The organism is Leclercia adecarboxylata, from assembly GCF_006874705.1.
Taxonomy (GTDB): domain Bacteria; phylum Pseudomonadota; class Gammaproteobacteria; order Enterobacterales; family Enterobacteriaceae; genus Enterobacter; species Enterobacter adecarboxylatus_C.
In genome coordinates this window covers 3666793-3692819 of sequence record NZ_CP035382.1, presented here as the reverse complement: position 1 = coordinate 3692819, position 26027 = coordinate 3666793, and the positions used below count along the sequence as shown (strand labels likewise).

Here is a 26027-nt window from a genome sequence, read left to right as displayed (position 1 = left end):
CCTTATGCCAGACAAATATCAGATAACATAAGGCGCCTCAGACTACCGATCTTTCGTTGATATCACAACACCTTAAAATACGTGGGCAGAATGTGCTAGCGTTGAAGCTACAGGGCGTGGCAGAGAAAAGGAGCAAAACATGATTCAGTGCAAACGACTGTATGACGAGGCCAGTAAAGAGGATGGCTATCGGATCCTGGTGGACCGACTCTGGCCGCGGGGGATGAAAAAGGAGGCGTTAGCCTGCGATGAGTGGTGTAAGACCCTGGCCCCATCCAGCGACTTGCGCAAGGCATTCCACAGCGAGACGATCGATTTCGCCAGCTTCAGCGAGGCCTATCGTCAGGAGCTGGCTCTGCATCAGGATGAGGGACTGCGGATTGCCCGCCTGGCAGACAAGCAGACCGTGACCCTGCTGTATGGCGCGAAAGACCGGCAGCAGAATCACGCTCGGGTGTTAGCCGACTGGCTGCGTCAGCTCTAAATCAATCCAGCATCAGGGCGTCGAGGGTTTCCGGCGACGCTTCAGGCGTGAGCGGCATCAGGTGTTCCGGGCGTACAAACGCAAAGCCGCTCTGGTTATCAAACGAAAACACATCGCCGGTCACCAGCCACAGGGCGCGCTCTGCGCCTGGCGGCAGCTCTGTCATCACCCCGTTAACCGGGTTCAGGAAACGCTGGCCCGGCTGACAGAGGCTGAATAACTCAACGGATTTGCCGATATTGCGACGCCCTGCTGGCGTACGGGCGCCGATGATCATCGCCAGGCTGCCCGGATTTAACTGAAACATACTTCCTCGTAATTGGCTGTGGAATACATAAGAATATTCTTAGTGCAAAGTGTATCTCAGCCATCAGAGCCTGTCACCAGGGGGAAGGGGTGATCCTTTCTCCATGATTTCTTCATTATGCCGACATGTTTCGTTGCTAGAGTGGCTCTGTTCTCACATTGGCCAGAGAACATCATTCCGTAATCAAGATGTACTTTTCCCCGGCCCGCGCCGGGGATTTTTTTACCCGCCACATTTGCTGTTCCACGCCAGAATATATGAAATGTCGTCAATTCATGTTCTACTACCCGTAGTCGAATCTTTCAGCAAAACAGACAGGTACAGAGGTCTTCTGTAGGGAGTTGAGCAGCGCCATGTCGGATATTATTCTTGCCCGTGTTTCAGAAACGCTCAGCACTGAGCAATCGCTTGAGAGCCTGGTGCGTCAGCTGCTCGAAATGCTTGAAGTGGTCACCGACATGGAGTCGACCTACCTTACCAAAGTCGATATCAATGCCCGCCTGCAGCATATTCTTTATGCCCGAAACAGCAAACAGATGCAGATCCCGGAAGGGCTGAGCGTTCCCTGGGGCGAGACCCTGTGTAAGCGGGCGATCGATTCCGACTGCTTCTTCAGCAACAACGTGGCCGAGCACTGGGGTGACTGTGATGCGGCTAAAGCGCTGGGTATTACCACCTACATGAGCATACCGATTCATCTTACAGATGGTTCCCTGTACGGCACCCTGTGCGCCGCCAGCTCCAGCAAGCACCAACTGAGCGAGCGCGGCGAGCACGTCTTAAAGCTTTTCGCCGGGCTTATCGCCCAGAACATCGAGAAGGAGTCGCTGGTCAGGCAGCTGCGCGAAGCCAACGCCGCGCTGATTGCTTACTCTTATACCGATGCCCTGACCGGCCTGCCGAACCGCCGCGCCATCTTTGAGAATCTCACCACCCTCTTCTCTCTGGCGCGCCATTTGAACCGCAACGCCATTATCGCCTATATCGATCTGGATGATTTCAAGCTAATCAACGATCGCTTTGGTCATGAGGCGGGCGACCAGTTTCTGATTGAGGTGGGCAAGCGCCTGAACGACGGACGGGACGATGATGATATCGTGGGCAGGCTTGGCGGGGACGAATTTCTGGTCGCCTGTCTTTGCCAGGATCGGGAGAGCGGCGAGCAGACCTCATTAAACGTAGTGAAAACGCAGCTGAGCGCACAGATTGCCGGGGAATACTGGCTGGGAGATGTGCATCTCGTCTATCCAGGTGCCAGTCTCGGCGTGATTGAGGTAGATCCTGCCGAACTCGATGCTGACGGCGCGCTGCGGGCAGCCGATGCCGCCATGTACAACGATAAGAAAAGCAAACTCAAAACGCCCTTTCTCAATATTGATTAACCCCGTACACTCGACGGGTTTTGCACTTCAGGACAGGTGGTAACATGCGGCTTGGTATTCTGTTCCCGATCGTGATTTTCATCACGGCGGTCATCTTTTTAACGTGGTTTTTTGTCGGCGGTTACGCTGCGCCCGGGGGATAAGTGAGAAAAACGACCATTATTATGCTGATTGTCGCCATCGCGGCCGTTGCGGGTAGCCAGCTGGGCTGGTGGTGACCGATGCAAAAAGACCGCCACTGTCGGCGGTCTTTTTGTCTGAAGCGTCGGTTTAGCTTCTTACTTTACGGTAGATAAACAGCACAACCAGTGCGCCAACCACCGCGACCATAAAGCTGCCGAAGTTGAAGCCATCAACTCTGCCGAAACCGAAGAGGGTACTGATCCAGCCGCCGACCACGGCGCCGATGATACCCAGTATGACCGTAACGATGAATCCACCGCCATCTTTGCCCGGCATGATCCACTTAGCCAGAATACCCGCGATAAGCCCAAAGATAATCCAGGATATGATTCCCATAGCTGCTTTCCTCTCTGTATGGTTTTTGTCGTCAAATCAAATACACACAAAGCTTAGCACAGGATTCAGAATTGCAAGTTTGTGATAGCCATCACGAGAGAAATTTAAGAAAAAAGCGATTAACCGACGTTCCGCACAAAAATTGGGGTTGTAATCGTTAATGAGAAATATTATCTTTCTCAACACTGAATAGTTGAGCAAATCACTCAGGTATTCAGTACGACATTGCTCACATTGCTTCCAGTATTACTTGCCCACGTTACGTGGGCTTTTTTTTTGCCCTGCCCGTCTGATTTGATCGTTCCGCTATTTGCTATTACGCTTATTAGCACAATTCATTCATAAGCAGAATGGTTTTGATAACATGAACGTTTCCAGTCGATTCGTGGTCTGTATTAACCTTGTTTGTGCCAGTTCCTTGTTACTGATCCTTTCTGACAAATTTAACTGGTTTTAATGTGAGCAGGCCCGGCACCCGCCGGGTTCTTCGCTTTAATCATCCCCTTCGATCAAAAACCCTGCGCGGCGTATCGCCTCTTTGCTGTCGGTAACCCCTGCGGCGTATCCGGCTTCGATATCGCACACCGGACTGGCGCTGGTCCATGGGAGCTTCACTTCCCGGGCGAGAAGCTGTTTCAGCCGGGCGTTCTCCTGACGGAGGGAGAGCAGTTCGGTGGCAAGCTCTGCAAGGATTGAGGGCGTTACTTCGGAAATCTCACCTGCTACAACGCGACGAATATCAGTCTCATCGATCATGGTTTTTCCTCCTCTGAAGTAATTGAAATCTAGCATATTATCAGTATTAATGGGCTGCACGCATTGGTTGAGAAGTGAACGGTTGTAACCCCAAGAGGTTGATACGTATACTTCTTCACCTTTCCGCTTCGTTTGTTGGAACTGACGAGTTATGCCTACCAGTTATCATTCAGGGAAGGTCGCCTCTCCTTCTAAACAGTATCGCCATGACATTAACGGGCTCCGGGCATGGGCTGTGCTGGCCGTTATGTTTTATCATTTTGACGTTCCTGGTTTTGCGGGTGGCTTTGTCGGCGTCGACATGTTTTTTGTCATCTCCGGTTTTTTAATGACCGCCATCATTATCAACGGGCTTGAGCAAAACAGGTTCTCATTATGGGAATTTTATCTCGCCCGGGCACGACGCATTCTTCCTGCGCTGATGATGTTGTTAGCCTGCCTGGTCATCCCCGGCTGGTTCTGGCTACCCACCGCCGATTATCATACGCTCGCCGCCCACGCCGCCGCCGCCCTGCTGTTTATCTCGAACCTCATCTTCTGGCGCCAAACCAGCTATTTTGAGGCTGACGCTCATGAGACCTGGCTGCTGCACACCTGGTCGCTGTCGGTAGAGTGGCAATTCTACATTTTGCTGCCGATTGGATGCATCGTACTGTGGCGCTGGTGGGGATATCGTGGGGCGCAGGTCTGCCTGCTGGCAATAGGTCTGGCATCATTACTGGTCTCGATATATGCCAGCAGCCGCTGGCCTGGAGCAGCGTTTTATCTGCTGCCCGCCCGTATCTGGGAAATGCTGGCGGGTGGAATGATCTGGTGGATAACCCGCACGCGCCCGATGATCCGTCCCTGGGCCAGGCTGGCGGAAGGGCTCGGTTTTATCCTGATTATCCTGGCAATTGTGATGTTTGACGCCACTCTTCGCTGGCCGGGTTACCTGGCGCTGGTACCCGTCGCGGGCACAATGCTGGTACTGGCTGCGCACCGTTCACATTCGTGGCTCACCGCTAATCCATTGACGCGCCATCTGGGCGCCAGCTCTTATTCCGTTTATCTCTGGCACTGGCCGCTGGTTGTCCTGCTGACTTACTCCGGCCAGCAGGATAATCCGCTGTGGATTGCCGCCGGGATAGTATTCAGCCTGCTATTGGGCGAGCTCTCCTTACGCTGGATCGAAATCCCGACTCGCAGAGAGCTGGGTAAGCTTACGTTCAACCGGCAGCAGTGCGTGCTTGGCTCAGCGCTGCTTCTTACCGGGTTGATGGCGGTCGGCGCCAGATTTCTGCACGTGGACGAGCGCATTGATCCCGCCATTGAAAGGATTGCCCGAGAGTCTGAGAATGTGAACCCCAGACAGGACGCCTGTTTTACCCTGTCCGGCATCGCCTCGACATCCTGCGTTTTCGGCGGCGAAACGATCAAAGCTATCGTCATTGGGGACAGCCATGCCGACGCGATGATCACCTCGGTACAACAAGCGCTGAAGCACCCCAATGAGGGCGTTCTGGACTGGAGCTACGTCAGCTGTCCGACCATTGACGATCTCCACCGAAACCCGGACAACAAAGATGCAGACTGCTATGGTTTTAACAAATGGGCTGCGCAGGAGATTGTTAAGTACGACAGGCACATTCCGCTCATCATCATTAACCGCACCTCAGCCTATGCATTCGGTGAGCACAATATAAAAGATAAAATGCATATCCCGCTGGCCTACTTCGATCAACCGCAACGGACAATCACCCCGGACTTTATCAAACACTACAGTGCACAGCTGGTCAAAACCGCCTGCACTTATGCTCAGGCGAGAACCGTGTATATTACCCGGCCTGTGCCAGAAATGATGTACAACGTGCCGAAAACCCTGTCACGCGCCATGATGTTTGGGCAACCGGTGCCACAAATATTCATCTCCCTGGAGGCGTATCATCAGCGTAATGCCGCAGTATGGGCAGCACAGGATCAGGCCGCTCGTCAGTGTGGGGTAAAAATCCTCGACCCGTTGCCCTATCTCTGCCATGACGGCCGCTGTTCGGGCAGCAAAGCGGGCCTACCGATTTACCGCGATGACGATCACCTGAGCGAATATGGCAATAAGTTACTGGTGCCGATGTTCCGCACGGTATTTCAATAAAAAAAGGGAGCCGTGAGGCTCCCTTTTCTCTAATCCGGAATCCGGATTACATGTTTTCGATGATCGCGTCACCAAACTCTGAACATTTCAGCAGCTTAGCGCCTTCCATCAGACGTTCGAAATCGTAAGTTACGGTTTTGGCGTTAATCGCACCTTCCATACCTTTAACGATCAGGTCTGCGGCTTCGAACCACTCCATATGACGCAACATCATCTCTGCGGACAGGATGATAGAGCCTGGGTTCACTTTGTCCTGGCCTGCATACTTCGGTGCTGTACCGTGAGTCGCTTCGAACAGCGCGCACTCGTCACCGATGTTCGCGCCTGGTGCGATACCGATACCGCCAACCTGCGCCGCCAGGGCGTCGGAGATGTAGTCACCGTTCAGGTTCATACAGGCGATCACGTCGTATTCAGCCGGACGCAGCAGGATCTGCTGCAGGAACGCATCGGCGATCACATCTTTAATGATGATCTCTTTGCCGGTGTTCGGGTTCTTGATTTTCTGCCATGGGCCGCCATCGATCAGCTCACCACCAAACTCTTCCGTCGCCAACTGGTAGCCCCAGTCTTTGAAAGAACCTTCGGTGAACTTCATGATGTTGCCTTTGTGAACGATGGTCACAGAGTCACGGTCGTTGGTGATCGCGTACTCAATCGCTGCACGGACCAGGCGCTTGGTGCCTTCTTCGGAGCACGGCTTGATACCGATACCGCAATGTTCCGGGAAGCGAATTTTCTTCACGCCCATCTCTTCGCGCAGGAACTTGATTACTTTCTGTGCGTCAGCAGAGTCGGCTTTCCACTCAATACCCGCGTAGATATCTTCGGAGTTCTCACGGAAGATAACCATGTCGGTCAGTTCAGGGTGTTTAACCGGGCTTGGGGTGCCCTGGTAGTAACGTACCGGGCGCAGGCAGACGTAGAGGTCAAGTTCCTGACGCAGAGCAACGTTCAGGGAGCGAATACCGCCACCGACTGGGGTGGTCAGCGGGCCTTTGATGGCAACGCGGTAGTCACGGATCAGATCCAGCGTCTCCGCTGGCAGCCAGACGTCCTGGCCATAAACGTGGGTAGATTTTTCACCGGTGTAAATTTCCATCCAGGAAATTTTACGCTCGCCTTTATAGGCTTTCTCAACAGCGGCATCCACCACTTTCAGCATAGCTGGGGTTACGTCAACACCGATACCGTCACCTTCGATGAACGGGATAATCGGATTGTGTGGGACGTTCAGCTTACCGTCTTGCAGGGTGATCTTTTTACCTTCCGCCGGAACAACTACTTTGCTTTCCATTAACCTCTCCTTCGAGCGCTTCTGGTTGTTACTGATCTTATGTTAATAATTTGTAATGAGCCCATCGATAGTACCTGAATGTCTGGCGCCATGAAAGGCATTCGTTATTAGGCTATAATGCGGCAATTGATAACGTCTGAAAATACCATGCAGAAAACTTCTTTTAGAAATCACCGGGTTGAACGATTCAGCACGCGACAAGCGACTAGGCCGCGCAAGCAACGTGCGCCAACACGCGTCATTTTGTTCAATAAACCTTACGATGTCCTGCCGCAGTTCACCGACGAAGCCGGGCGCAGCACCTTGAAAGATTTTATCCCCATTCAGGGGGTCTATGCTGCTGGCCGGCTCGATCGCGACAGCGAAGGGCTGATGGTGCTCACCAACGACGGCGAGTTGCAGGCAAAACTCACGCAGCCGGGAAAACGCACCGGTAAAATCTACTACGTGCAGGTTGAGGGCGTCCCGGATGACGAGGCGCTGGCGGCCTTGCGTCACGGCGTCACGCTGAACGACGGCCCGACCCTGCCCGCGGGCATTGAGCTGGTCAGCGAGCCTGAGTGGCTCTGGCCGCGCAATCCGCCGATCCGCGAGCGCAAATCGATACCCGTTTCGTGGATCAAAGTTACCCTTTATGAAGGCCGCAACCGCCAGGTGCGTCGCATGACGGCGCATGTCGGGCATCCGACATTACGTCTGATTCGCTACGCGATGGGCAGTTACACGCTGGATTCTCTCGCCAACGGTGAGTGGCGGGACGTTACCGATCAAGGAGAACCTCATGTTTAAGCCGCACGTTACGGTCGCCACGATTGTGCACGCCAAGGGCAAATTTTTAGTGGTGGAAGAGACCATCAACGGCAAAGCGTTATGGAATCAGCCGGCTGGCCATCTCGAAGCCGACGAGACGCTGGTGCAGGCCGCACGGCGCGAGCTGTGGGAAGAGACGGGCATTCATGCCGAACCGCAACACTTTATCCGCTTACATCAGTGGATAGCCCCGGACAAAACGCCGTTTTTGCGTTTCCTGTTTGCCATTGAGCTTAGCGAAACGTGCGCCACTGAGCCGCACGACAGCGATATCGATCGCTGTCTGTGGGTGGATGCCGACACCATTCTGACCGCCACCAATCTGCGCTCGCCGCTGGTTGCGGAGAGCATTCGCAGCTACCTGACCGGCAATCGTCTGCCGCTGGAGACGATCGGCGAATTTAACTGGCCGTTTACAGAGGGTGTCAATGCCGGGGGCGCGTGATAGAATACGCCGCCTTGAAGTTCAATGTCGTGAGTATTCCAATGTCTGAAAGCCAAAAAAAAGTGATCGTCGGCATGTCCGGCGGCGTCGATTCTTCCGTCTCTGCCTGGCTGTTGCTGCAACAGGGCTATAAGGTTGAAGGCCTGTTCATGAAGAACTGGGAAGAGGACGATGGCGAGGAATACTGCACCGCTGCTGCGGATCTGGCTGATGCGCAGGCGGTTTGCGACAAGCTCGGCATTGAACTGCATACCGTCAATTTTGCCGCAGAGTACTGGGATAACGTGTTCGAGCATTTCCTGGAAGAATACAAAGCCGGCCGCACGCCGAACCCGGATATTCTGTGCAACAAAGAGATCAAATTTAAAGCCTTCCTCGAATTCGCCGCTGAAGATCTGGGTGCTGACTATATCGCGACCGGTCACTACGTGCGCCGCGCCGACGTTGACGGCAAAAGCCAGCTGCTGCGCGGTCTCGACGGCAACAAAGATCAGAGCTACTTCCTTTATACCCTCGGCCACGAACAGATTGCCCAGAGCCTGTTCCCGGTGGGCGAGCTGGAAAAACCGGAAGTGCGTAAAATCGCTGAAGAGCTGGATCTGATCACCGCGAAGAAAAAAGACTCTACCGGCATCTGCTTTATCGGTGAGCGCAAATTCCGTGAATTCCTTGGTCGCTACCTGCCTGCCCAGCCGGGCAAAATCGTCACCGTTGACGGCGACGTGATTGGCGAGCACCAGGGGCTGATGTACCACACCTTAGGCCAGCGTAAAGGGCTGGGGATCGGCGGTACCAAAGAGGGTAGCGAAGATCCGTGGTATGTCGTCGATAAAGATGTTGAAAACAATATCCTGATTGTGGCCCAGGGCCATGACCATCCGCGTCTGATGTCCGTCGGCCTGATTGCCCAGCAGCTGCACTGGGTCGCCCGCGAGCCGCTGAAAGGCACGCTGCGCTGCACGGTGAAAACCCGTTATCGTCAGACCGATATCCCCTGCACTATTACCGCGCTGGACGACGAACGCATCGAAGTGCGTTTTGACGAGCCGGTTTCCGCCGTGACCCCGGGCCAGTCCGCTGTTTTTTACAGCGGTGAGATCTGCCTCGGCGGCGGTATTATCGAACAACGCCTGCCGCTGACTGCGGTTTAATGCGATTACACACAGAAAGGAGCCAGTGTGGCGAAGAACTTTTATGACATCACCCTGGCGCTGGCGGGAATTTGCCAGTCTGCCCGTCTGGTGCAACAGCTGGCACATCAGGGTCATTGTGACGCTGACGCGCTGCACGTTTCGCTCAACAGCGTCGTGGATCTGAACCCCAGTTCAACGCTCGGCGTCTTCGGTGGTAGCGAAGCGAATCTTCGCCTCGGTCTGGAAACCCTACTCGGTGTGTTAAATGCCAGCAGCCGTCAGGGGCTGAATGCGGAACTGACGCGCTATACCCTCAGCATGATGGTGCTGGAGCGCAAACTGAACGCCGCCAAAGGAGCCATGGGTACCCTGGGCGATCGCATTTCGGGCCTGCAGCGTCAACTTGATCATTTCGATTTACAGTCAGAGACCTTACTCAGCGCCATGGCCGGCATTTATGTGGATGTCATCAGTCCGCTGGGGCCGCGCATCCAGGTCACCGGCTCCCCTGCCGTCCTGCAAAGTCCGCAGGTACAGGCCAAAGTGCGCGCCTCGCTGCTGGCCGGTATTCGTGCCGCGGTGCTGTGGCATCAGGTCGGCGGTGGCCGCCTGCAGTTAATGTTTTATCGTAATCGCCTGACGACTCAGGCAAAACAAATTCTTGCTCATTGTTAACCTCCCGGAGTTGCGAATTATGGAATTATCCTCACTGACCGCCGTTTCCCCTGTCGATGGACGCTACGGCGATAAAGTCAGCGCGCTGCGCGGGATCTTCAGCGAATATGGTCTGCTGAAATTCCGTGTCCAGGTTGAAGTACGCTGGCTGCAAAAGCTGGCCGCACAGGCAGCGATCGCGGAAGTTCCTGCTTTTGACAGCCAGGCAAACGATTACCTTGATGCAATCGTCGCGCAGTTCAACGAAGAAGACGCCGCGCGCATTAAAACTATCGAACGCACCACTAACCACGACGTGAAAGCGGTTGAGTATTTCCTGAAAGAGAAAGTGGCAAGCGTTCCTGCGCTGCACGCGGTATCTGAATTCATTCACTTCGCCTGCACGTCAGAAGATATTAACAACCTCTCCCACGCTCTGATGCTCTCTACCGCGCGTGAGGAAGTGGTACTGCCGTACTGGCGCAAAATCATCGACGCGGTGAAAGCCCTGGCGGTAGAGTATCGCGATATCCCGCTGCTCTCCCGTACCCACGGTCAGCCAGCGACCCCGTCCACCATCGGTAAAGAGATGGCTAACGTCGCCTACCGTATGGAGCGTCAGTACCGTCAGCTGGAGCAGGTGGAGATCCTCGGCAAAATCAACGGTGCCGTCGGTAACTACAACGCCCACATCGCCGCTTACCCGGAAGTGGACTGGCACCAGTTCAGCGAAGAGTTTGTCACCTCTCTGGGCATTCAGTGGAACCCGTACACCACCCAGATCGAACCGCACGATTACATCGCCGAGCTGTTTGACTGCATCGCGCGCTTCAACACCATCCTGATCGACTTCGACCGTGATGTGTGGGGCTACATCGCCCTGAACCACTTCAAGCAGAAGACCATCGCCGGTGAAATCGGCTCGTCCACCATGCCGCACAAGGTGAACCCGATCGACTTCGAAAACTCCGAAGGCAACCTGGGTCTGGCGAACGCCATGCTGCAGCATATGGCCAGCAAACTGCCGGTATCCCGCTGGCAGCGCGACCTGACCGACTCCACCGTGCTGCGTAACCTCGGCGTAGGCATTGGCTACGCGCTGATTGCGTATCAGTCCACCCTGAAGGGCGTGAGCAAACTGGAAGTGAACCGCGAGCGTCTGCTTGACGAGCTGGATCACAACTGGGAAGTGCTGGCGGAGCCGATCCAGACCGTGATGCGCCGCTACGGCATCGAAAAGCCGTACGAAAAACTGAAAGAGCTGACCCGCGGCAAGCGCGTGGACGCCGAAGGCATGAAGCAGTTTATCGACGGTCTGGAACTGCCAGAAGACGAGAAAACCCGCCTGAAAGCGATGACCCCGGCCAACTACATCGGCCGCGCCATTGCGATGGTTGATGAGCTGAAATAACGCTTTAAGCCCTCTTTCCGCCCGGAAAGAGGGTTCCTTCCCTCCGGTTTACGAAATGTTTATCCCTGGCGCAACATAATCAGCTTAAACTATTCAGACCATTCATATTAGGGAGAAGCGATGATGCGCGTACTGGTTGTTGAGGATAATGCGTTGCTACGTCATCACCTGAAGGTCCAGCTTCAGGAAATGGGGCATCAGGTGGACGATGCCGAAGATGCAAAAGAAGCTGACTACTATCTCAATGAACACCTGCCCGATATCGCCATCGTTGACCTGGGTCTGCCTGATGAAGATGGCCTGTCGCTGATCCGTCGCTGGCGCAGCCACGATGTCTCCTTGCCGGTACTGGTCTTAACCGCCCGCGAAGGCTGGCAGGATAAGGTTGAAGTGCTGAGCGCCGGGGCGGATGACTACGTCACCAAACCCTTCCATATCGAAGAAGTTGCCGCCCGCATGCAGGCGTTGATGCGCCGCAACAGCGGCCTGGCCTCGCAGGTGATCTCCATTCCGCCGTTTCAGGTCGATCTCTCCCGCCGCGAACTCGCTATTCATGACGAGGTGATCAAGCTCACCGCCTTTGAATACACCATCATGGAGACGCTGATCCGCAACAGCGGCAAAGTGGTGAGCAAAGATTCCCTGATGCTCCAGCTCTATCCCGACGCGGAGCTGCGCGAAAGCCACACTATCGATGTCCTTATGGGGCGCCTGCGCAAGAAAATTCAGGCGCAGTACCCGGAGGATGTTATTACCACCGTGCGCGGTCAGGGCTATCTTTTCGAATTACGCTAAATGAAAAAACTCTTTCGCCACTTTCTGCCTCTGTCGCTGCGGTTTCGTTTTCTGCTGGCCACGGCGGTAGTGGTGCTAGTCCTGTCGCTGGCCTACGGGATGGTGGCGCTGGTGGGCTACAGCGTCAGCTTCGACAAAACCACCTTCCGTCTGCTGCGCGGGGAGAGCAACCTGTTCTATACCCTTGCGAACTGGCAAGACAATAAAATTACCATCGATATGCCGGAGCATCTGGATCGCCAGAGCCCAACCATGTCGCTGATTTATGATGAAAAAGGCAAGCTGCTGTGGGCCCAGCGTGATGTGCCCTGGCTGATTAAAAGCATTCGTCCTGAGTGGTTAAAATCCAACGGCTTTCACGAGCTGGAAGCGGACGTGGATGCCACCAGCGTGCTGGTGGGTAACGACCACAACATGCAGAAAGAGCTGGCCGAGATCCGCGAAGACGACGACGACAGCGAGCTGACCCACTCGGTGGCGGTCAATATCTACCCCGCCACCATGCAAATGCCGCAACTGACGATTGTGGTCATCGACACCATTCCGGTAGAGCTGAAACGCTCTTATACGGTGTGGAACTGGTTCGTGTACGTGCTGGCCGCCAACCTGCTGCTGGTGATCCCCCTCCTGTGGCTGGCCGCCTGGTGGAGCCTGCGGCCCATTCAGTCGCTGGCGAAGGAAGTGCGCGAGCTGGAAGAGCATCACCGGGAAAAGCTCAATCCTAACACCACGCGCGAACTTACCAGCCTGGTGCGGAACCTGAACCGGTTGCTGAAAAGCGAGCGTGAACGTTACGACAAATACCGCACCACCCTGACGGATCTGACCCACAGTCTGAAAACCCCGCTGGCGGTGATGCAAAGCACGATGCGCTCCTTACGCAGCGCAAAGCTGAGCGCCGATGAGGCGGAACCGGTGATGCTGGAGCAGATCAGCCGAATTTCCCAGCAGATCGGTTACTACCTGCACCGCGCCAGCATGCGAACCGGCAGCACCCTGCTGAGCCGGGAGCTGCACCCCGTTGCCCCGCTGTTGGACAGCCTGACTTCGGCCCTGAATAAGGTTTATCAGCGTAAAGGGGTGAACATCACTCTCGATATCTCGCCTGAAATCAGCTTCGTGGGTGAAAAGAACGACTTTATGGAAGTGATGGGCAATCTGCTCGATAACGCCTGTAAATACTGCCTGGAGTTCGTCGAAGTGTCGGCCCGCCAGGGTGAAAATGAGCTGCACATTATCGTTGAGGACGACGGCCCGGGGATCCCGCAGGGCAAACGCGATCGGGTCTTCGATCGCGGGCAGCGCGCCGACACCTTACGCCCCGGTCAGGGAGTGGGCCTCTCCGTTGCGCGCGACATTGTTGAGCAGTACGACGGCCGGATCGACACCGGCGATAGTCTGCTCGGTGGCGCGCGCATGGAGGCGATTTTTGCCCGTCAGCACCTTACAAGCGACGAGAGTTAAGCTTCCGGGTGAAAAAAGCGTGATTCTCGCACGCAGGCCGCTGAGCTTCCGTTATAATCCGAGTCAGTAAAAGCCTGCGGAATATAAATATGGATTATCAATTAGCCCTTAACTGGCCCGACTTTATCGAACGCTACTGGCAAAAACGCCCTGTCGTTCTGAAACGCGGCATCACCAATTTCGTCGATTCGATCTCTCCCGATGAGCTTGCCGGCCTGGCCATGGAGAGCGAAGTCGACAGCCGCCTCGTCAGCCACAACGAGGGGAAATGGCAGGTCAGCCACGGCCCGTTTGAAAGCTTCGATCACCTGGGCGAAAACAACTGGTCCCTGCTGGTGCAGGCGGTCAACCACTGGCACCAGCCCGCCGCAGCCCTGATGCAGCCATTCCGTGCCCTGCCCGACTGGCGAATGGACGATCTGATGATCTCCTTCTCCGTGCCGGGAGGCGGCGTTGGTCCGCATCTGGACCAGTACGACGTGTTTATCATTCAGGGTACCGGCCGCCGCCGCTGGCGCGTGGGCGAGAAGGTGCCGATGAAGCAGCACTGCCCGCATCCCGACCTGCTGCAGGTGGATCCTTTTGTCGGCATCATCGACGAGGAGCTGGAGCCGGGCGATATTCTCTATATTCCGCCGGGTTTCCCGCACGAGGGCTACTCCCTTGAGAACTCGATGAACTATTCGGTGGGCTTCCGCGCGCCAAGCGGCCGCGAGATGATCAGTGGGTTTGCCGATTACGTTCTGCAGCGCGAGCTGGGCAGCCATCGCTTCAGCGACCCGGACGTGCCGGCCCGTGAGCACCCGGCCGATATCCTGCCTGAAGAGCTGGATAAGCTGCGCGGGATGATGCTGGATATGATCAACCAGCCGCAGCATTTCAACCAGTGGTTCGGGGAGTTTATAAGCCAGTCCCGTCATGAGCTTGATGTCTCCCTGCCGGAGCCGCCGTATCAGCCCGATGAGATTTACGATGCATTGCAGCAGGGTGACAAGCTGGTGCGTCTGGGTGGCCTGCGCGTGTTACGCATTGGCGAAGAGGTGTACGTTAATGGCGAGCAGCTGGATTCCCCGCACCGTCCGGCGCTGGAATCCCTGGCCAGCCATACGGTGCTGACGGCCGACAAGTTTGGCGATGCGCTGGAAGATCCGTCGTTCCTCGCCATGCTGGCGGCGCTGGTTAACAGTGGGTACTGGTTCTTCGAGGACTGAGTCGTTTGTACTTTGCCGGGTGGCGGCTGCGCCTTACCCGGCCTACGGTATGGTTTTGTAGGCCCGGTAAGCGAAGCGCCACCGGGCGTTGTTTTACCGCCGCTCCCCGGCGTTAAAATCCTCCACCTCCCCCGCCCAATCCTCCGGGTATATCCCTTCCCGCACGTCACGATGAAACGTGGAATAGGGCCACTCTTTAACGCGCGTCACGTAGCCATGTTTCAACGGGTTGATATGGATGTAATCCGTATGCCGCCGGAGGTCGTTTTCATCCCGAATGGTATGTTCCCAGAAGCGCGGCAGCCAGATGCCTGACATACCCAGCGCTCGGGTGAAGGTTTTTTTGATGTCCCGCCAGCGGCCGGAGTAATCGGTGTCGTTTTCAGGCAACGTCCAGATGCAGTGCATATGTTCCGGCAGGATCACCCAGGCGTTAATCAGAAAGGGTTTTGTGCGTTTAACGCATTGGGTCGCCATGCGAAGGGTATCGATATGGCGGGTCAGCAGATCGCTGCGCCGGTTTTGCAGGTTAACGGTGAAAAACCAGGTTCCACCCGGTAGATAGTGACGACGGTAGTTTGACATATGAGGTTCCCTCCCCATTTGTGCAAGTGCCGGGCGGCACGTTGTTTGCCCGGCCTATGCGTAGGCCCGGTCAGCATCGCGCCACCGGGCAATTACTGCTGCTTCGCGGTAAGTTCGGCAATCCGCACAATCACCTGCACCGCTTTCTCCATCCCCTCGAGAGTCACGAACTCGTGCTTGCCATGGTAGTTGTAGCCGCCGGTAAACAGATTCGGGCACGGCAATCCCATAAAGGAGAGCTGCGCGCCGTCGGTGCCGCCGCGGATCGGTTTTAGCTGCGGTTCGACGCCGCAGTCGCGCATCGCCTGCTGGGCAACCTCGAGAATGTACGGATGCTCGATCACCTTTTCATGCATATTGTAATAGCTGTCCTCGATGATCAGCTCAATATAGCAATCCGGATGCAGACCCTTGCCCACCTTTTTGGCGATATCCATCATCTTACGTTTACGCGCTTCAAACCCGTCGCGGTTAAAATCGCGAATGATGTAATGCATGTCCGCGCGATCGACCGTCCCTTTGATGCTGGTGAGGTGGTAGAAGCCCTCATAGCCCTCGGTTTGCTCCGGGCTCTCATCTGCCGGGACTTCGGCATGAATGCGGGCCGCCAGCGACAGCGCGTTCACCATCACCCCTTTCGCCGTGCCCGGGTGGACGTTATTGCCGACGATGCGGATATTCACCGACGCCGCATTGAAATTCTCGAACTCAAGTTCACCCACGCCGCCGCCGTCAACGGTATAGGCCCAGCGGGCATCGAACGCCGCAACGTCGAAATGCTTCGCCCCTTTGCCCACCTCTTCATCCGGGGTGAAGGCGACGCGGATATCCCCGTGCGGCACCTTGTTGTGCTTCAGCACCGCCAGCGCGGTCATGATCTCGGCCACCCCGGCTTTATCATCGGCCCCCAGCAGCGTTTTGCCGTCGGTGGTGATCAGCGTCTGCCCGAGCAGCTGGTGCAACACCGGGAACATCACCGGGGAGAGCACTTCGTCGCCAACCCCCAGCGCAATATCACCGCCGCGATAGTTCTCAACAATCTGCGGATTCACGTTTTTACCGCTAAAATCCGGTGAGGTATCAACATGGGAAATAAAACCAATGGTCGGAATATCGCCGCTCACGCTGGCCGGGAGCGTCCCCATCACCGTCCCTTTCTCACTTAACGTGACGTTGACCAGACCCAACTCTTCCAGTTGCGTCTTTAACAGCTGTAACAGTTTCCATTGTCCTTCGGTGCTCGGCACCTGGCGGACACCCGGTTTAGATTGGGTATCCAGCGATACGTACTGTAAAAAACGCTCAAGTAATTTATCCATGCAGTCACCCTCACTTTTTGTGACAACATTATCAGTAAGCATCAAAACCCAAATATTGCGTCAGGTCACTTTTATCCCGTAAACGAGAATATTTCCGTTTTATCGCAGCTTTCGCTAATAAATGTAGCTTATCAATGGGTAACAAGGATTGGCGATTACAGCGTATTCCCGTAGAATGTCCGCCCTCATTACGTTTCACCAAGGTGGCTAACCACAAACCCCGCTGCGATAAGTCTCTGCAGCGTCGATATGGGACTGAATCAAAAATTGAATACACAACCAGCTTCACTGTCACCGTTGGTGCAACTGGCCGGAATTCGTAAAAGCTTTGACGGAAAAACCGTCATTTCCGACCTCGATTTGACCATCAACAACGGCGAATTTCTTACGCTGCTTGGCCCGTCGGGCTGCGGTAAAACGACAGTGCTTCGCCTTATCGCCGGGCTGGAAAACGTCGATCACGGCCATATTCATCTTGAAAACCAGGATATTACTCAGGTTCCTGCTGAACACCGCCACGTCAATACCGTCTTTCAAAGCTACGCCTTGTTCCCCCACATGACGGTTTTCGAAAACGTCGCCTTTGGCCTGCGGATGCAAAAAACCCCGGCCAGTGAAATTACGCCCCGTGTCACCGATGCCCTGCGCATGGTACAGCTGGAGACGTTCGCCCAGCGCAAGCCGCACCAGCTGTCGGGTGGGCAACAGCAGCGCGTCGCCATCGCCCGCGCGGTGGTCAATAAGCCGCGGCTACTGCTGCTGGATGAGTCGCTTTCCGCGCTGGATTACAAGCTGCGTAAGCAGATGCAGAACGAGTTAAAGGCGCTGCAGCGCAAGCTCGGGATCACCTTTGTCTTTGTCACCCACGATCAGGAAGAGGCGTTGACCATGTCCGATCGCATCGTGGTGATGCGCGACGGCAAAATCGAGCAGGACGGCACCCCCCGTGAGATTTACGAAGAGCCGAAAAACCTGTTTGTCGCCAGCTTTATTGGCGAAATCAATATCTTCAGTGCTACCGTTATTGAACGCCTCGACGACCAGCGGGTGCTGGCTAATGTCGAAGGCCGCGCCTGCAACATCTTCGTCAACTTTGCCGTGGAACCCGGGCAACAGCTTAACGTCCTGCTGCGCCCGGAAGATCTGCGCGTCGATGAGATCCATGACGAGACCGAAGCGGAAGGGTTGATCGGCTATATCCGCGAGCGCAACTACAAAGGGATGACCCTCGAGTCGGTGGTCGAACTGGAAAACGGCAAGATGGTGATGGTCAGCGAGTTCTTTAACGAGGACGACCCTGATTTCGACCACTCGCTCAATCAGAAAATGGTTATTAACTGGGTAGAAAGCTGGGAGGTTGTGCTGGCTGATGAAGAACACAAGTAAGTTCCAGAATGTGGTGATCGCCACTATCGTCGGTTGGCTTGTGTTATTTGTCTTTTTACCCAACCTGATGATTATTGCCACCAGCTTTTTGACCCGCGACGACGCCCATTTCGTCTCGCTGGTCTTTACGCTGGATAACTACGCGCGCCTGCTCGATCCGCTCTATTTCCAGGTGCTGCTCCATTCGCTCAATATGGCGCTGATCGCCACCCTGGCCTGCCTGGTCCTCGGCTATCCCTTCGCCTGGTTTCTGGCGAAGCTGCCGCAGAAGGTGCGTCCGCTGCTGCTGTTTCTGCTGATTGTGCCCTTCTGGACTAACTCCCTGATCCGCATTTATGGCCTGAAGATCTTCCTCAGCACCAAAGGCTACCTGAATGCGTTTCTGCTGTGGCTGGGGGTCATCGACACCCCGATCCGCATTATGTTTACCCCCGGCGCGGTGATCGTCGGGCTGGTCTATATTCTGCTGCCGTTTATGGTCATGCCGCTCTACTCCAGCATTGAGAAGCTGGATAAACCCTTGCTGGAAGCGGCAAGAGATCTGGGCGCCAGTAAGCTGCAAACCTTTATCCGTATCATCATCCCGCTGACGATGCCGGGGATCATTGCCGGCTGCCTGCTGGTGATGCTCCCGGCGATGGGGCTGTTCTACGTCTCCGACCTGATGGGCGGCGCAAAGAACCTGCTGATTGGCAACGTCATCAAGAGCCAGTTCCTGAACATTCGCGACTGGCCGTTCGGCTCGGCCACCAGTATCACCCTGACCCTGGTCATGGGCCTGATGCTGCTGGTCTACTGGCGCGCCTCGCGCTTGCTTAATAATAAGGGTGAACTCGGATGATCGGTCGACTGCTTCGCGGCGGTTTTATGACCGCCATTTACGCGTATCTCTACATTCCGATCATTATTTTGATCGTCAATTCGTTTAACAGCTCGCGCTTTGGCATCAACTGGCAGGGGTTTACCACCCAGTGGTACAGCCTGCTGATGAACAACGACAGCCTGCTACAGGCGGCGCAGCACTCGCTGACGATGGCCATCTTCTCGGCCACCTTCGCCACCCTGATTGGCTCCCTGACCGCCGTAGCGCTCTACCGCTACCGTTTTCGCGGCAAGCCCTTCGTTAGCGGAATGCTGTTTGTGGTGATGATGTCCCCGGACATCGTGATGGCCATTTCGCTGCTGGTGCTGTTTATGCTGCTGGGGGTACAACTGGGCTTCTGGTCGCTGCTGTTCTCGCACATCACCTTCTGTCTGCCGTTTGTGGTGGTGACGGTTTACTCCCGTCTGAAGGGCTTTGATGTACGAATGCTGGAAGCGGCGAAAGATCTGGGTGCCAGCGAAATGACTATCCTGCGCAAAATTATCCTGCCGCTGGCGATGCCCGCCGTGGCTGCGGGATGGCTGCTCAGCTTTACCCTGTCGATGGATGACGTGGTGGTGTCGTCGTTCGTCACCGGACCCAGCTATGAAATTCTGCCGTTGAAGATCTATTCAATGGTGAAAGTCGGCGTCTCACCAGAGGTGAACGCGCTGGCGACCATTCTGTTGATGTTATCGCTGGTTCTGGTGATCGCCAGCCAGCTGGTTGCTCGTGATAAAACAAAATCTCAGGGGACAGTGAAATGAAAAAAATGCTTACCGCCGCGGCACTGGTGCTCGGAATGGGCGCTGCCCACGCGGACGACAGTAAAACGCTCTACTTCTACAACTGGACCGAGTATGTGCCGCCAGGCCTGCTGGAGCAGTTCACCAAAGAGACCGGCATCAAGGTGATCTATTCCACCTACGAGTCGAATGAAACCATGTATGCCAAGCTCAAAACCTATAAAGATGGCGCCTACGATCTGGTGGTTCCGTCGACCTATTTCGTCGACAAGATGCGTAAAGAGGGCATGATCCAGAAGATCGACAAATCGAAGCTAACCAATTTTTCAAACCTCGATCCGGAGATGCTCAACAAGCCGTTTGATCCCAATAACGACTACTCCATCCCGTATATCTGGGGCGCTACAGCAATTGGGATCAACAGCGAGGCGATAGATCCTAAAACGGTCACCCGCTGGGCCGATCTGTGGAAACCGGAGTACAAAGGCGGTTTACTCCTGACCGATGACGCGCGCGAAGTGTTCCAGGTGGCGTTGCGTAAGCTGGGCTACTCCGGCAACACCACCGACCCGAAAGAGATCGAAGCGGCGTATCACGAGCTGCAAAAACTGATGCCAAACGTTGCGGCCTTTAACTCCGATAACCCGGCTAACCCGTATATGGAGGGGGAAGTCAACGTGGGGATGGTGTGGAACGGTTCGGCGTACGTGGCGCGTCAGGCCGGTACGCCGCTGGAAGTGGTGTGGCCTGAGGAGGGCGGGATCTTCTGGATGGATAGCCTCGCTATTCCGGCCAACGCCAAAAACGTGGACGGCGCGCTGAAGCTGATTAACTTCCTGCTGCGTCCCGATGTGGCAAAACAGGTGGCAGAAACCATCGGTTACCCGACACCAAACCTGGCTGCCCGCAAGCTGCTGAGTCCTGAGGTGGCGAACGACAAGTCGCTTTACCCGGATGCGGCAACCGTCAGCAAAGGCGAGTGGCAGAATGATGTCGGCGATGCGAGCCGTCTGTATGAAGAGTATTACCAGAAGCTGAAAGCGGGACGTTAAGTCCGGCAACAACGCCCGGTGGCACTTCGCTTACCGGGCCTACAACGGCGTAAACCGTAGGCCGGGCAAACGCAGTGCCGCCCGGCGTTTTTTCTACAAACCTTTCAAAAGTTTATCCACAAACTCCGGCACCACTTCGCTCGCCAGCCCGTAGGTTTTCTCTTCAAACTCGCTGCCTACCTGGCTCGGCTCAAGGTTCAGCTCCACCGTGTGTGCCCCGTGCAGCTTCGCCTCGTGGACGAATCCCGCCGCCGGATAGACATGCCCGGAAGTGCCAATAGCGATAAACACATCCGCCATCGCCAGCGCGCTGTAGATTTCGTCCATCCCCAATGGCATTTCGCCGAACCAGACTACGTGCGGACGCAGCGGGGACGGGAACTGGCAGCAGTGGCATTTGTCATCGAGAGTGACGTCACCGGCCCAGTTGAACACCTGGCCGCTGCCGGAACAGCGCACCTTCAGCAGTTCGCCGTGCATATGGATCACATTCTGGTTGCCCGCACGCTCGTGCAGGTTATCGATGTTCTGCGTGACCAGCAGAAAACGATCCCCTAGCGCCTCTTCCAGCTTTGCCAGCGCCAGATGCGCCGCGTTAGGGGCAATCTCCGGCGACTGCAGCTGTCGACGGCGGGCATTATAAAATTCCTGCACCAACTGCGGATTACGGGCGAAGCCTTCCGGCGTCGCCACATCCTCTACGCGATGCTCCTCCCACAACCCGTCGGTGGCGCGGAAGGTTCGAATGCCCGACTCGGCGGAGATCCCCGCCCCGGTCAGGACCAACACTCTTGGTTTTTCCATCAATTCTGGCAGCGCCCCATCCTGAAAGAAAATTCGCTGGCGTAAGCGTTCACGCAAGCGGCGTTTGTTTTTGCGAAAACGAGTGAGTCGATGTGACCGGCGCGACAGCATAATAACCTCGAATGACTAACGGGTGAGATGGAGGAACGCGGCACCGCGCATCCCCCCGGCATCGCCATGTCGTGCGCGCTCAATGCGCGGCACGCGGGCGACCGGCAGCAGATGACGCGGCAACCGACCGGATAACCGCTCGGCGATGGCCGTAAAGTTCGATAATCCCCCGCCGATCACCAGCAGGTCAGGATCGACAATGGTCAGGATGTTGCCCAGACACACGGCAAGCAGATCGAGATAGCGCTCCACATGCTCAATGGCCTGTTCATCACCCTGCTCCCACAGCGTAATGATTTCTGGCGCCTGTCGTTTTTGATGATAGAAGTGTTCATAAAGCCACGCAAATCCGCCGCCTGAGAGGTAGTTTTCGATGCAGCCGTGCTGGCCGCAGCCGCAGCGGACTAGCGGGAAATCGCGCCCGACCACCTCCAGCGCATCCACCGGCAGGCGAATATGGCCGAACTCGCCGGTGATATAGCTGCGTCCGGTGATCGGTTTGCCGTCAACAACGATCCCGCCCCCAACGCCGGTGCCGAGGATCAACCCCATCACCAGCGGATACTGCTGGAACTCGTCGTCCCAGGCTTCGGAGAGGGCAAAACAGTTGGCGTCGTTGTCGAGGCGCACGTCGCGCTCAAGGAGTCGCGACAGGTCGGCGCGCAGCGGCTTACCGCTGGCGGCAGGGACGTTGGCGGCATACAGCGTGCCGTCGTCGGTTTCCGGCATCCCCGGAATGCCAATGCCCACCGAACCCTTCACGCCGAAGCGCTCATCGGCCTGGGCCACCAGTGCGGCAATGGCGGTTAAGAATTCATCGTAGCTTTCGCGCGGGGTAGGAACCCGGGTTTCCCACTGCAATTTCAGGTTGGTATCAAATACGCCCAGCGCAATTTTGGTGCCGCCAATATCAAATCCATAATACATAGTGCATTCCTCTGTTGATTTGGCGGCAAACACCGCTAAATCATGACGTAATTACTGGCCACTTAGTACCCTCGCCGGGTCGATTCGGCTTGCGCGACGCGCCGGATACCAGCTTGCCAGCAGACTCAGTAAAAGTGCTGTAACCAGCACATAAAAAACGTCCAGCCAGTGCAGTTCAGACGGCAGGAAGTCAATAAAATAGATATCGCCCGACAGGAACTGATGGCCAATCAGGGCCTCAATACCGTTGATAATTGGCGTCAGCTGCAGCGATACCACCACGCCGATGACCACGCCGCACAGGCTGCCAAACAGCCCCGCCAGCAGACCATACCAGACGAAAATGGCACGAATAAGACCGTCTTTTGCCCCCAGGGTACGCAGGACCGCGATGTCGCCACTCTTGTCTTTTACCGCCATCACCAGGGTAGAGACGATGTTGAAGCAGGCCACGCCGATCACCAGCACCATCGCCAGGTACATGATGGCGCGGATCATCTGGATATCACGATACATATAACCGTAAGTGCCAATCCAGCTCTTGATGTAGACATAGCTGTCGGTCACTTCCCCGGCGTCGCGCACCAGTTTGTTGGCGTTAAAGACGTCGTTTACCTTGATGGCGATCCCGGTGACGCTGCTGCCCATGTCCAGATACTGCCGCGCATCTTCCAGCGGCACCATGGCAAAGCTGTGATCCAGCTGGCCGCTGAGCTGCAGAATGCCGGCCACGTGCAGACGTACGCGCTTCGGCTGCTGCAGCTTATGATCGGCGCTGGCGTTCGGGATCATGATTGACACCCAGTCGCCCTGCTTCACTTTCAGCGCATCGGCCACGCCCTTACCGATAATGATCTGCTGATCGCCGGCTTTAAAGTTGGCCCAGGCATCCTTCTGGATAAACTGCGGCAGCGCGCTGAGTTTCTCTTCCTGACGCGGGTTGACCCCTTTCACCTGGATGGCGCGCAGGTTCGCCCCGCTCTCAACCAGCCCGGTAAAATTGATGTACGGCGCGGCGGCCGCAATACCCGGCACCTTTTCCACCTTTTTCAGCGCGTCATTCCAGTTATTCCACGGCTGGTTGACCGGCTCAATTTCACCGTGCGGCACCACCGCCAGAATACGGTTATTCAGCTCGCGTTCGAAGCCGTTCATGGCGCTGAGACCAACGATCAGCACCGCCACCCCCAGCGCAATGCCGATGGTGGAGATAACAGAGATCAGCGATACCATGCCGCCGCGACGACGGCCCCGGCTGAAACGCAGGCCGATGAGTAACGATAACGGGGAAGCCATCAATCCGCTCCCATCAGGGTCAGCTCGGTATTCAGGTGCCCATCACGCATCTCCAGCTGGCGGGACATGCGTTTTGCCAGCTGCAGGTCGTGGGTCACCACCAGAAACGCAGTACCCTGGGAGGCGTTCAGCTCCCCCAGCAGCTGGAAGATGCTGTCCGCGTTGCGGGCATCGAGGTTACCGGTCGGTTCATCCGCCAGCACCAGGCGCGGGTTGTTGACCAGCGCGCGGGCAATCGCCACACGCTGACGCTCGCCGCCGGAAAGTTCAGACGGACGATGATTACCGCGATGGCCGAGGCCGACCGCTTTCAGCATATCGCTGGCGCGGGCGTTAATTTCAGCCGGTTTCTTTTTGCCGATCAGCAGCGGCATCGCCACGTTTTCCAGCGCCGTAAAGTCCGGCAGCAGGTGGTGGAACTGGTAGATAAAGCCCAGAGAGCGGTTACGCAGATCGGCTTTGGCGCTCGATGACATCGTACTCAGCGGGGTGCCGGAGAAGACCACGTCGCCGGAAGTTGGCGTATCCAGCCCGCCGAGCAGGTGTAGTAAGGTACTTTTCCCGGAGCCGGAGGTGCCGACGATAGCCATCATCTCCCCTTCCCCGACGCTGAAGCTGACATTGTGCAGGACATCCGTCTGCACCGTGCCTTCCTGATAGCGTTTGCACAGGTTGTCGCATTGCAACAGGATCTTATTCATAACGTAAAGCCTCAGCGGGTTGGGTGGCGGCAGCGCGCCATGAAGGATAAAGCGTGGAGAGTAAGGCAATAACCATCGCCACCAGGGCGATGCCCACAACCTGCAGCGGCTCAATGGCGACCGGCAGTGCCGCGCCGTCGAGCAGCGCGCCGATGATCGGCATCAGATTGTTGAGCTGGCTGGCGAGCAGGGTGCCGAGTACCGCGCCAAGCAGCGCGCCGACAATCCCGGCGCTGGCGCCCTGGACCATAAATACCGCCATGATCTGCCGCGGCGTGAGGCCCTGGGTTTGCAGGATGGCCACTTCGCCCTGCTTCTCCATCACCATCAGGCCGAGCGAAGTAATAATGTTAAACGCGGCGACCGCCACAATCAGGCTCAGCAGCAGGCCCATCATGTTCTTTTCCATGCGCACGGCCTGGAACAGCTCGCCCTTACGTTCGCGCCAGTCCTGCCATTTGGTACCGTCCGGCAGCGTTTGCTGGCTCAGGACATCCACCTTCAGCGGTTCGTTGAGCCACAGACGCCAGCCGGTGATATTCCCGAGCGGGTAGCGCATCAGGCGCGACGCGTCCTGGATGTTGACCAGCATCTGGTAGCCGTCCACTTCGCTGTTGGCGGCGAAGGTGCCGATGACATTAAACAGGCGCTGGCTTGGCAGACGCCCCATCGGGGTGAACTGGCTGGCGGAAGGGACCATCACCCGCAGCCGATCGCCGCGGTTAACGCCGAGCTGACCGGCAAGCTGTTCGCCAAGGATCACGTTGTACTGGCCGGGAGCCAGATCGCTCTGTTTGACGTTGACCAGCCAGGGCGTGAGGGGATCTTTTTGCGCCGGGTCGATACCGAGCATCACCCCCACCGCCACGCTGCGCGCGCTCTGCAGCACCACGTCACCGGAGGTGATCGGCGCCACGCGGCTTACGCCCTGCAGCTTAACGGCGCTTTCTGGCAACTGCTGCGGGTTCACCGACCCGCTGCTGGATGAGAGGATAGCCTGCGGCATCAGCCCCAGAATGTTATTTTGCAGCTCGCGCTCAAAGCCGTTCATGACGGAGAGAACCGTCACCAGCGCCATCACGCCAAGCGTAATGCCAATGGTTGAAAGCCAGGAGACAAAGCGACCGAAACGGTCCGCGGCGCGCCCACGCATGTAACGTAAGCCTATGAAAAGTGCGACAGGTTGGTACATGAAATCCGTCTGTTTGCTGGTAGCAGACCCACGAGTATATAAGCGAATCCGCTAAGGGTAAATGACTGATACCCGACGCTTTGATAATCAATTATCCGAAAAATCAGGTTAAATCAATGCGGTAACCGCTGCCCGGCCCTCCCCTTCATTCCCATGCCCTTTGCAGTTTTTCCGAAAATCGTCCGCTTACAGACTCTTACCCGTTACATCCCATCAGCCGCTCAACACACTTATCCCTTTCGATGAC

At 56.2% G+C, this 26027-nt stretch carries 28 protein-coding genes; 17 read left to right on the top strand and 11 right to left on the bottom strand.

What is annotated here, in order from left to right:
• Positions 1-139: 139 nt before the first annotated feature.
• Positions 140-484 carry a DUF488 domain-containing protein gene (locus tag ES815_RS18560; protein WP_142489125.1) on the top strand — a complete coding sequence of 115 codons (345 nt, stop codon included), beginning with the start codon at positions 140-142 and terminating at the stop codon, positions 482-484.
• Position 485: 1 nt separating this feature from the next.
• On the opposite strand, the gene ES815_RS18555 is transcribed toward ES815_RS18560, so the two are convergent.
• Positions 486-791, bottom strand: a complete 306-nt coding sequence (locus tag ES815_RS18555) for a hypothetical protein (protein WP_142489124.1) — start codon at positions 789-791, stop codon at positions 486-488.
• 353 nt (positions 792-1144) lie between these two features.
• On the opposite strand from ES815_RS18555, the gene ES815_RS18550 reads away from it, so the two are divergent.
• Both ES815_RS18550 and ES815_RS18545 read left to right on the top strand, forming a co-directional pair.
• A complete protein-coding gene (locus ES815_RS18550) occupies positions 1145-2173 on the top strand; it encodes a sensor domain-containing diguanylate cyclase (protein ID WP_142489123.1) in 1029 nt (342 codons plus the stop codon).
• Between the two features lie 44 nt (positions 2174-2217).
• A complete protein-coding gene (locus ES815_RS18545; protein ID WP_032617670.1) occupies positions 2218-2316 on the top strand; it encodes a YoaK family small membrane protein in 99 nt (32 codons plus the stop codon).
• Positions 2317-2443: 127 nt separating this feature from the next.
• On the opposite strand, the gene ES815_RS18535 is transcribed toward ES815_RS18545, so the two are convergent.
• Positions 2444-2692 carry a GlsB/YeaQ/YmgE family stress response membrane protein gene (locus tag ES815_RS18535; protein ID WP_106993575.1) on the bottom strand — a complete coding sequence of 83 codons (249 nt, stop codon included), beginning with the start codon at positions 2690-2692 and terminating at the stop codon, positions 2444-2446.
• 364 nt (positions 2693-3056) lie between these two features.
• Here ES815_RS18535 and yncL point away from each other — a divergent pair, with 364 nt between their 5' ends.
• Positions 3057-3149, top strand: coding sequence for a stress response membrane protein YncL (gene yncL, locus ES815_RS18530; RefSeq protein ID WP_142489122.1), 93 nt, complete (start codon positions 3057-3059; stop codon positions 3147-3149).
• Between the two features lie 35 nt (positions 3150-3184).
• Here the strand turns inward: yncL and ES815_RS18525 are convergent, their stop codons facing one another.
• A complete protein-coding gene (locus tag ES815_RS18525) occupies positions 3185-3448 on the bottom strand; it encodes a hypothetical protein (protein WP_142489121.1) in 264 nt (87 codons plus the stop codon).
• A gap of 235 nt (positions 3449-3683) precedes the next feature.
• On the opposite strand from ES815_RS18525, the gene ES815_RS18520 reads away from it, so the two are divergent.
• Positions 3684-5579, top strand: a complete 1896-nt coding sequence (locus ES815_RS18520; RefSeq protein WP_260609628.1) for an acyltransferase family protein — start codon at positions 3684-3686, stop codon at positions 5577-5579.
• Positions 5580-5625: 46 nt separating this feature from the next.
• On the opposite strand, the gene icd is transcribed toward ES815_RS18520, so the two are convergent.
• Positions 5626-6876, bottom strand: a complete 1251-nt coding sequence (icd, locus tag ES815_RS18515; protein WP_142489119.1) for an NADP-dependent isocitrate dehydrogenase — start codon at positions 6874-6876, stop codon at positions 5626-5628.
• A 117-nt stretch (positions 6877-6993) separates the two neighbouring features.
• Between icd and rluE the strand changes: the two genes are divergently transcribed.
• The 8 genes from rluE (at position 6994) to ES815_RS18475 (ending at position 14799) form a co-directional block, all read left to right on the top strand.
• Positions 6994-7665: a 23S rRNA pseudouridine(2457) synthase RluE gene (rluE, locus tag ES815_RS18510; protein ID WP_142489118.1), complete on the top strand. Its 672-nt coding sequence runs from the start codon at positions 6994-6996 to the stop codon at positions 7663-7665.
• Positions 7658-8131 carry an NUDIX hydrolase gene (locus ES815_RS18505; RefSeq protein WP_142489117.1) on the top strand — a complete coding sequence of 158 codons (474 nt, stop codon included), beginning with the start codon at positions 7658-7660 and terminating at the stop codon, positions 8129-8131. Before rluE ends, ES815_RS18505 begins: the two co-directional genes overlap by 8 nt.
• A 41-nt stretch (positions 8132-8172) precedes the next feature.
• Positions 8173-9282 carry a tRNA 2-thiouridine(34) synthase MnmA gene (gene mnmA, locus ES815_RS18500; protein WP_142489116.1) on the top strand — a complete coding sequence of 370 codons (1110 nt, stop codon included), beginning with the start codon at positions 8173-8175 and terminating at the stop codon, positions 9280-9282.
• Between the two features lie 27 nt (positions 9283-9309).
• On the top strand, positions 9310-9939 hold the full coding sequence (gene hflD / locus ES815_RS18495; protein WP_142489115.1) for a high frequency lysogenization protein HflD: 630 nt from the start codon (positions 9310-9312) through the stop codon (positions 9937-9939).
• Positions 9940-9958: 19 nt separating this feature from the next.
• Positions 9959-11329, top strand: coding sequence for an adenylosuccinate lyase (gene purB, locus ES815_RS18490; protein ID WP_142489114.1), 1371 nt, complete (start codon positions 9959-9961; stop codon positions 11327-11329).
• Between the two features lie 123 nt (positions 11330-11452).
• Positions 11453-12124 (top strand): two-component system response regulator PhoP, encoded by a 672-nt coding sequence (gene phoP, locus ES815_RS18485; protein ID WP_032617646.1) that lies wholly within the window; start codon positions 11453-11455, stop codon positions 12122-12124.
• The gene (gene phoQ / locus ES815_RS18480) at positions 12125-13588 is read left to right on the top strand and encodes a two-component system sensor histidine kinase PhoQ (protein WP_142489113.1); all 1464 of its coding nucleotides are present in this window, start codon (positions 12125-12127) and stop codon (positions 13586-13588) included.
• Positions 13589-13677: 89 nt separating this feature from the next.
• Positions 13678-14799 (top strand): cupin domain-containing protein, encoded by a 1122-nt coding sequence (locus tag ES815_RS18475; protein ID WP_142489112.1) that lies wholly within the window; start codon positions 13678-13680, stop codon positions 14797-14799.
• A gap of 93 nt (positions 14800-14892) precedes the next feature.
• On the opposite strand, the gene ES815_RS18470 is transcribed toward ES815_RS18475, so the two are convergent.
• Positions 14893-15384, bottom strand: a complete 492-nt coding sequence (locus ES815_RS18470; RefSeq protein WP_142489111.1) for an REP-associated tyrosine transposase — start codon at positions 15382-15384, stop codon at positions 14893-14895.
• 92 nt (positions 15385-15476) lie between these two features.
• The gene (pepT, locus tag ES815_RS18465; protein ID WP_185902347.1) at positions 15477-16703 is read right to left on the bottom strand and encodes a peptidase T; all 1227 of its coding nucleotides are present in this window, start codon (positions 16701-16703) and stop codon (positions 15477-15479) included.
• Positions 16704-16952: 249 nt separating this feature from the next.
• On the opposite strand from pepT, the gene potA reads away from it, so the two are divergent.
• Genes potA through potD form a run of 4 tightly spaced genes read left to right on the top strand, consistent with a single transcriptional unit; the run spans position 16953 to position 20749 of the window.
• Positions 16953-18089 carry a spermidine/putrescine ABC transporter ATP-binding protein PotA gene (potA, locus tag ES815_RS18460; protein ID WP_142489109.1) on the top strand — a complete coding sequence of 379 codons (1137 nt, stop codon included), beginning with the start codon at positions 16953-16955 and terminating at the stop codon, positions 18087-18089.
• Positions 18073-18930 carry a spermidine/putrescine ABC transporter permease PotB gene (gene potB, locus ES815_RS18455; RefSeq protein ID WP_142489108.1) on the top strand — a complete coding sequence of 286 codons (858 nt, stop codon included), beginning with the start codon at positions 18073-18075 and terminating at the stop codon, positions 18928-18930. Before potA ends, potB begins: the two co-directional genes overlap by 17 nt.
• On the top strand, positions 18927-19718 hold the full coding sequence (gene potC / locus ES815_RS18450; protein WP_142489107.1) for a spermidine/putrescine ABC transporter permease PotC: 792 nt from the start codon (positions 18927-18929) through the stop codon (positions 19716-19718). The genes potB and potC overlap by 4 nt, the downstream gene beginning before the upstream one ends.
• Positions 19715-20749, top strand: coding sequence for a spermidine/putrescine ABC transporter substrate-binding protein PotD (gene potD, locus ES815_RS18445; RefSeq protein ID WP_142489106.1), 1035 nt, complete (start codon positions 19715-19717; stop codon positions 20747-20749). Before potC ends, potD begins: the two co-directional genes overlap by 4 nt.
• A 93-nt stretch (positions 20750-20842) precedes the next feature.
• Here potD and cobB read toward each other — a convergent pair whose 3' ends face one another.
• From cobB to lolC, 5 genes are read right to left on the bottom strand one after another with little or no spacing between them, the layout of a single operon-like run.
• On the bottom strand, positions 20843-21664 hold the full coding sequence (gene cobB, locus ES815_RS18440; protein ID WP_142489105.1) for a Sir2 family NAD+-dependent deacetylase: 822 nt from the start codon (positions 21662-21664) through the stop codon (positions 20843-20845).
• A gap of 15 nt (positions 21665-21679) precedes the next feature.
• Positions 21680-22591 (bottom strand): N-acetylglucosamine kinase, encoded by a 912-nt coding sequence (gene nagK / locus ES815_RS18435; RefSeq protein ID WP_142489104.1) that lies wholly within the window; start codon positions 22589-22591, stop codon positions 21680-21682.
• 51 nt (positions 22592-22642) lie between these two features.
• Positions 22643-23887 carry a lipoprotein-releasing ABC transporter permease subunit LolE gene (lolE, locus tag ES815_RS18430; RefSeq protein WP_142489103.1) on the bottom strand — a complete coding sequence of 415 codons (1245 nt, stop codon included), beginning with the start codon at positions 23885-23887 and terminating at the stop codon, positions 22643-22645.
• Positions 23887-24588 (bottom strand): lipoprotein-releasing ABC transporter ATP-binding protein LolD, encoded by a 702-nt coding sequence (gene lolD, locus ES815_RS18425; RefSeq protein ID WP_142489102.1) that lies wholly within the window; start codon positions 24586-24588, stop codon positions 23887-23889. Before lolD ends, lolE begins: the two co-directional genes overlap by 1 nt.
• Positions 24581-25780, bottom strand: coding sequence for a lipoprotein-releasing ABC transporter permease subunit LolC (gene lolC / locus ES815_RS18420; protein ID WP_142489101.1), 1200 nt, complete (start codon positions 25778-25780; stop codon positions 24581-24583). Before lolC ends, lolD begins: the two co-directional genes overlap by 8 nt.
• Positions 25781-26027 lie beyond the last annotated feature (247 nt).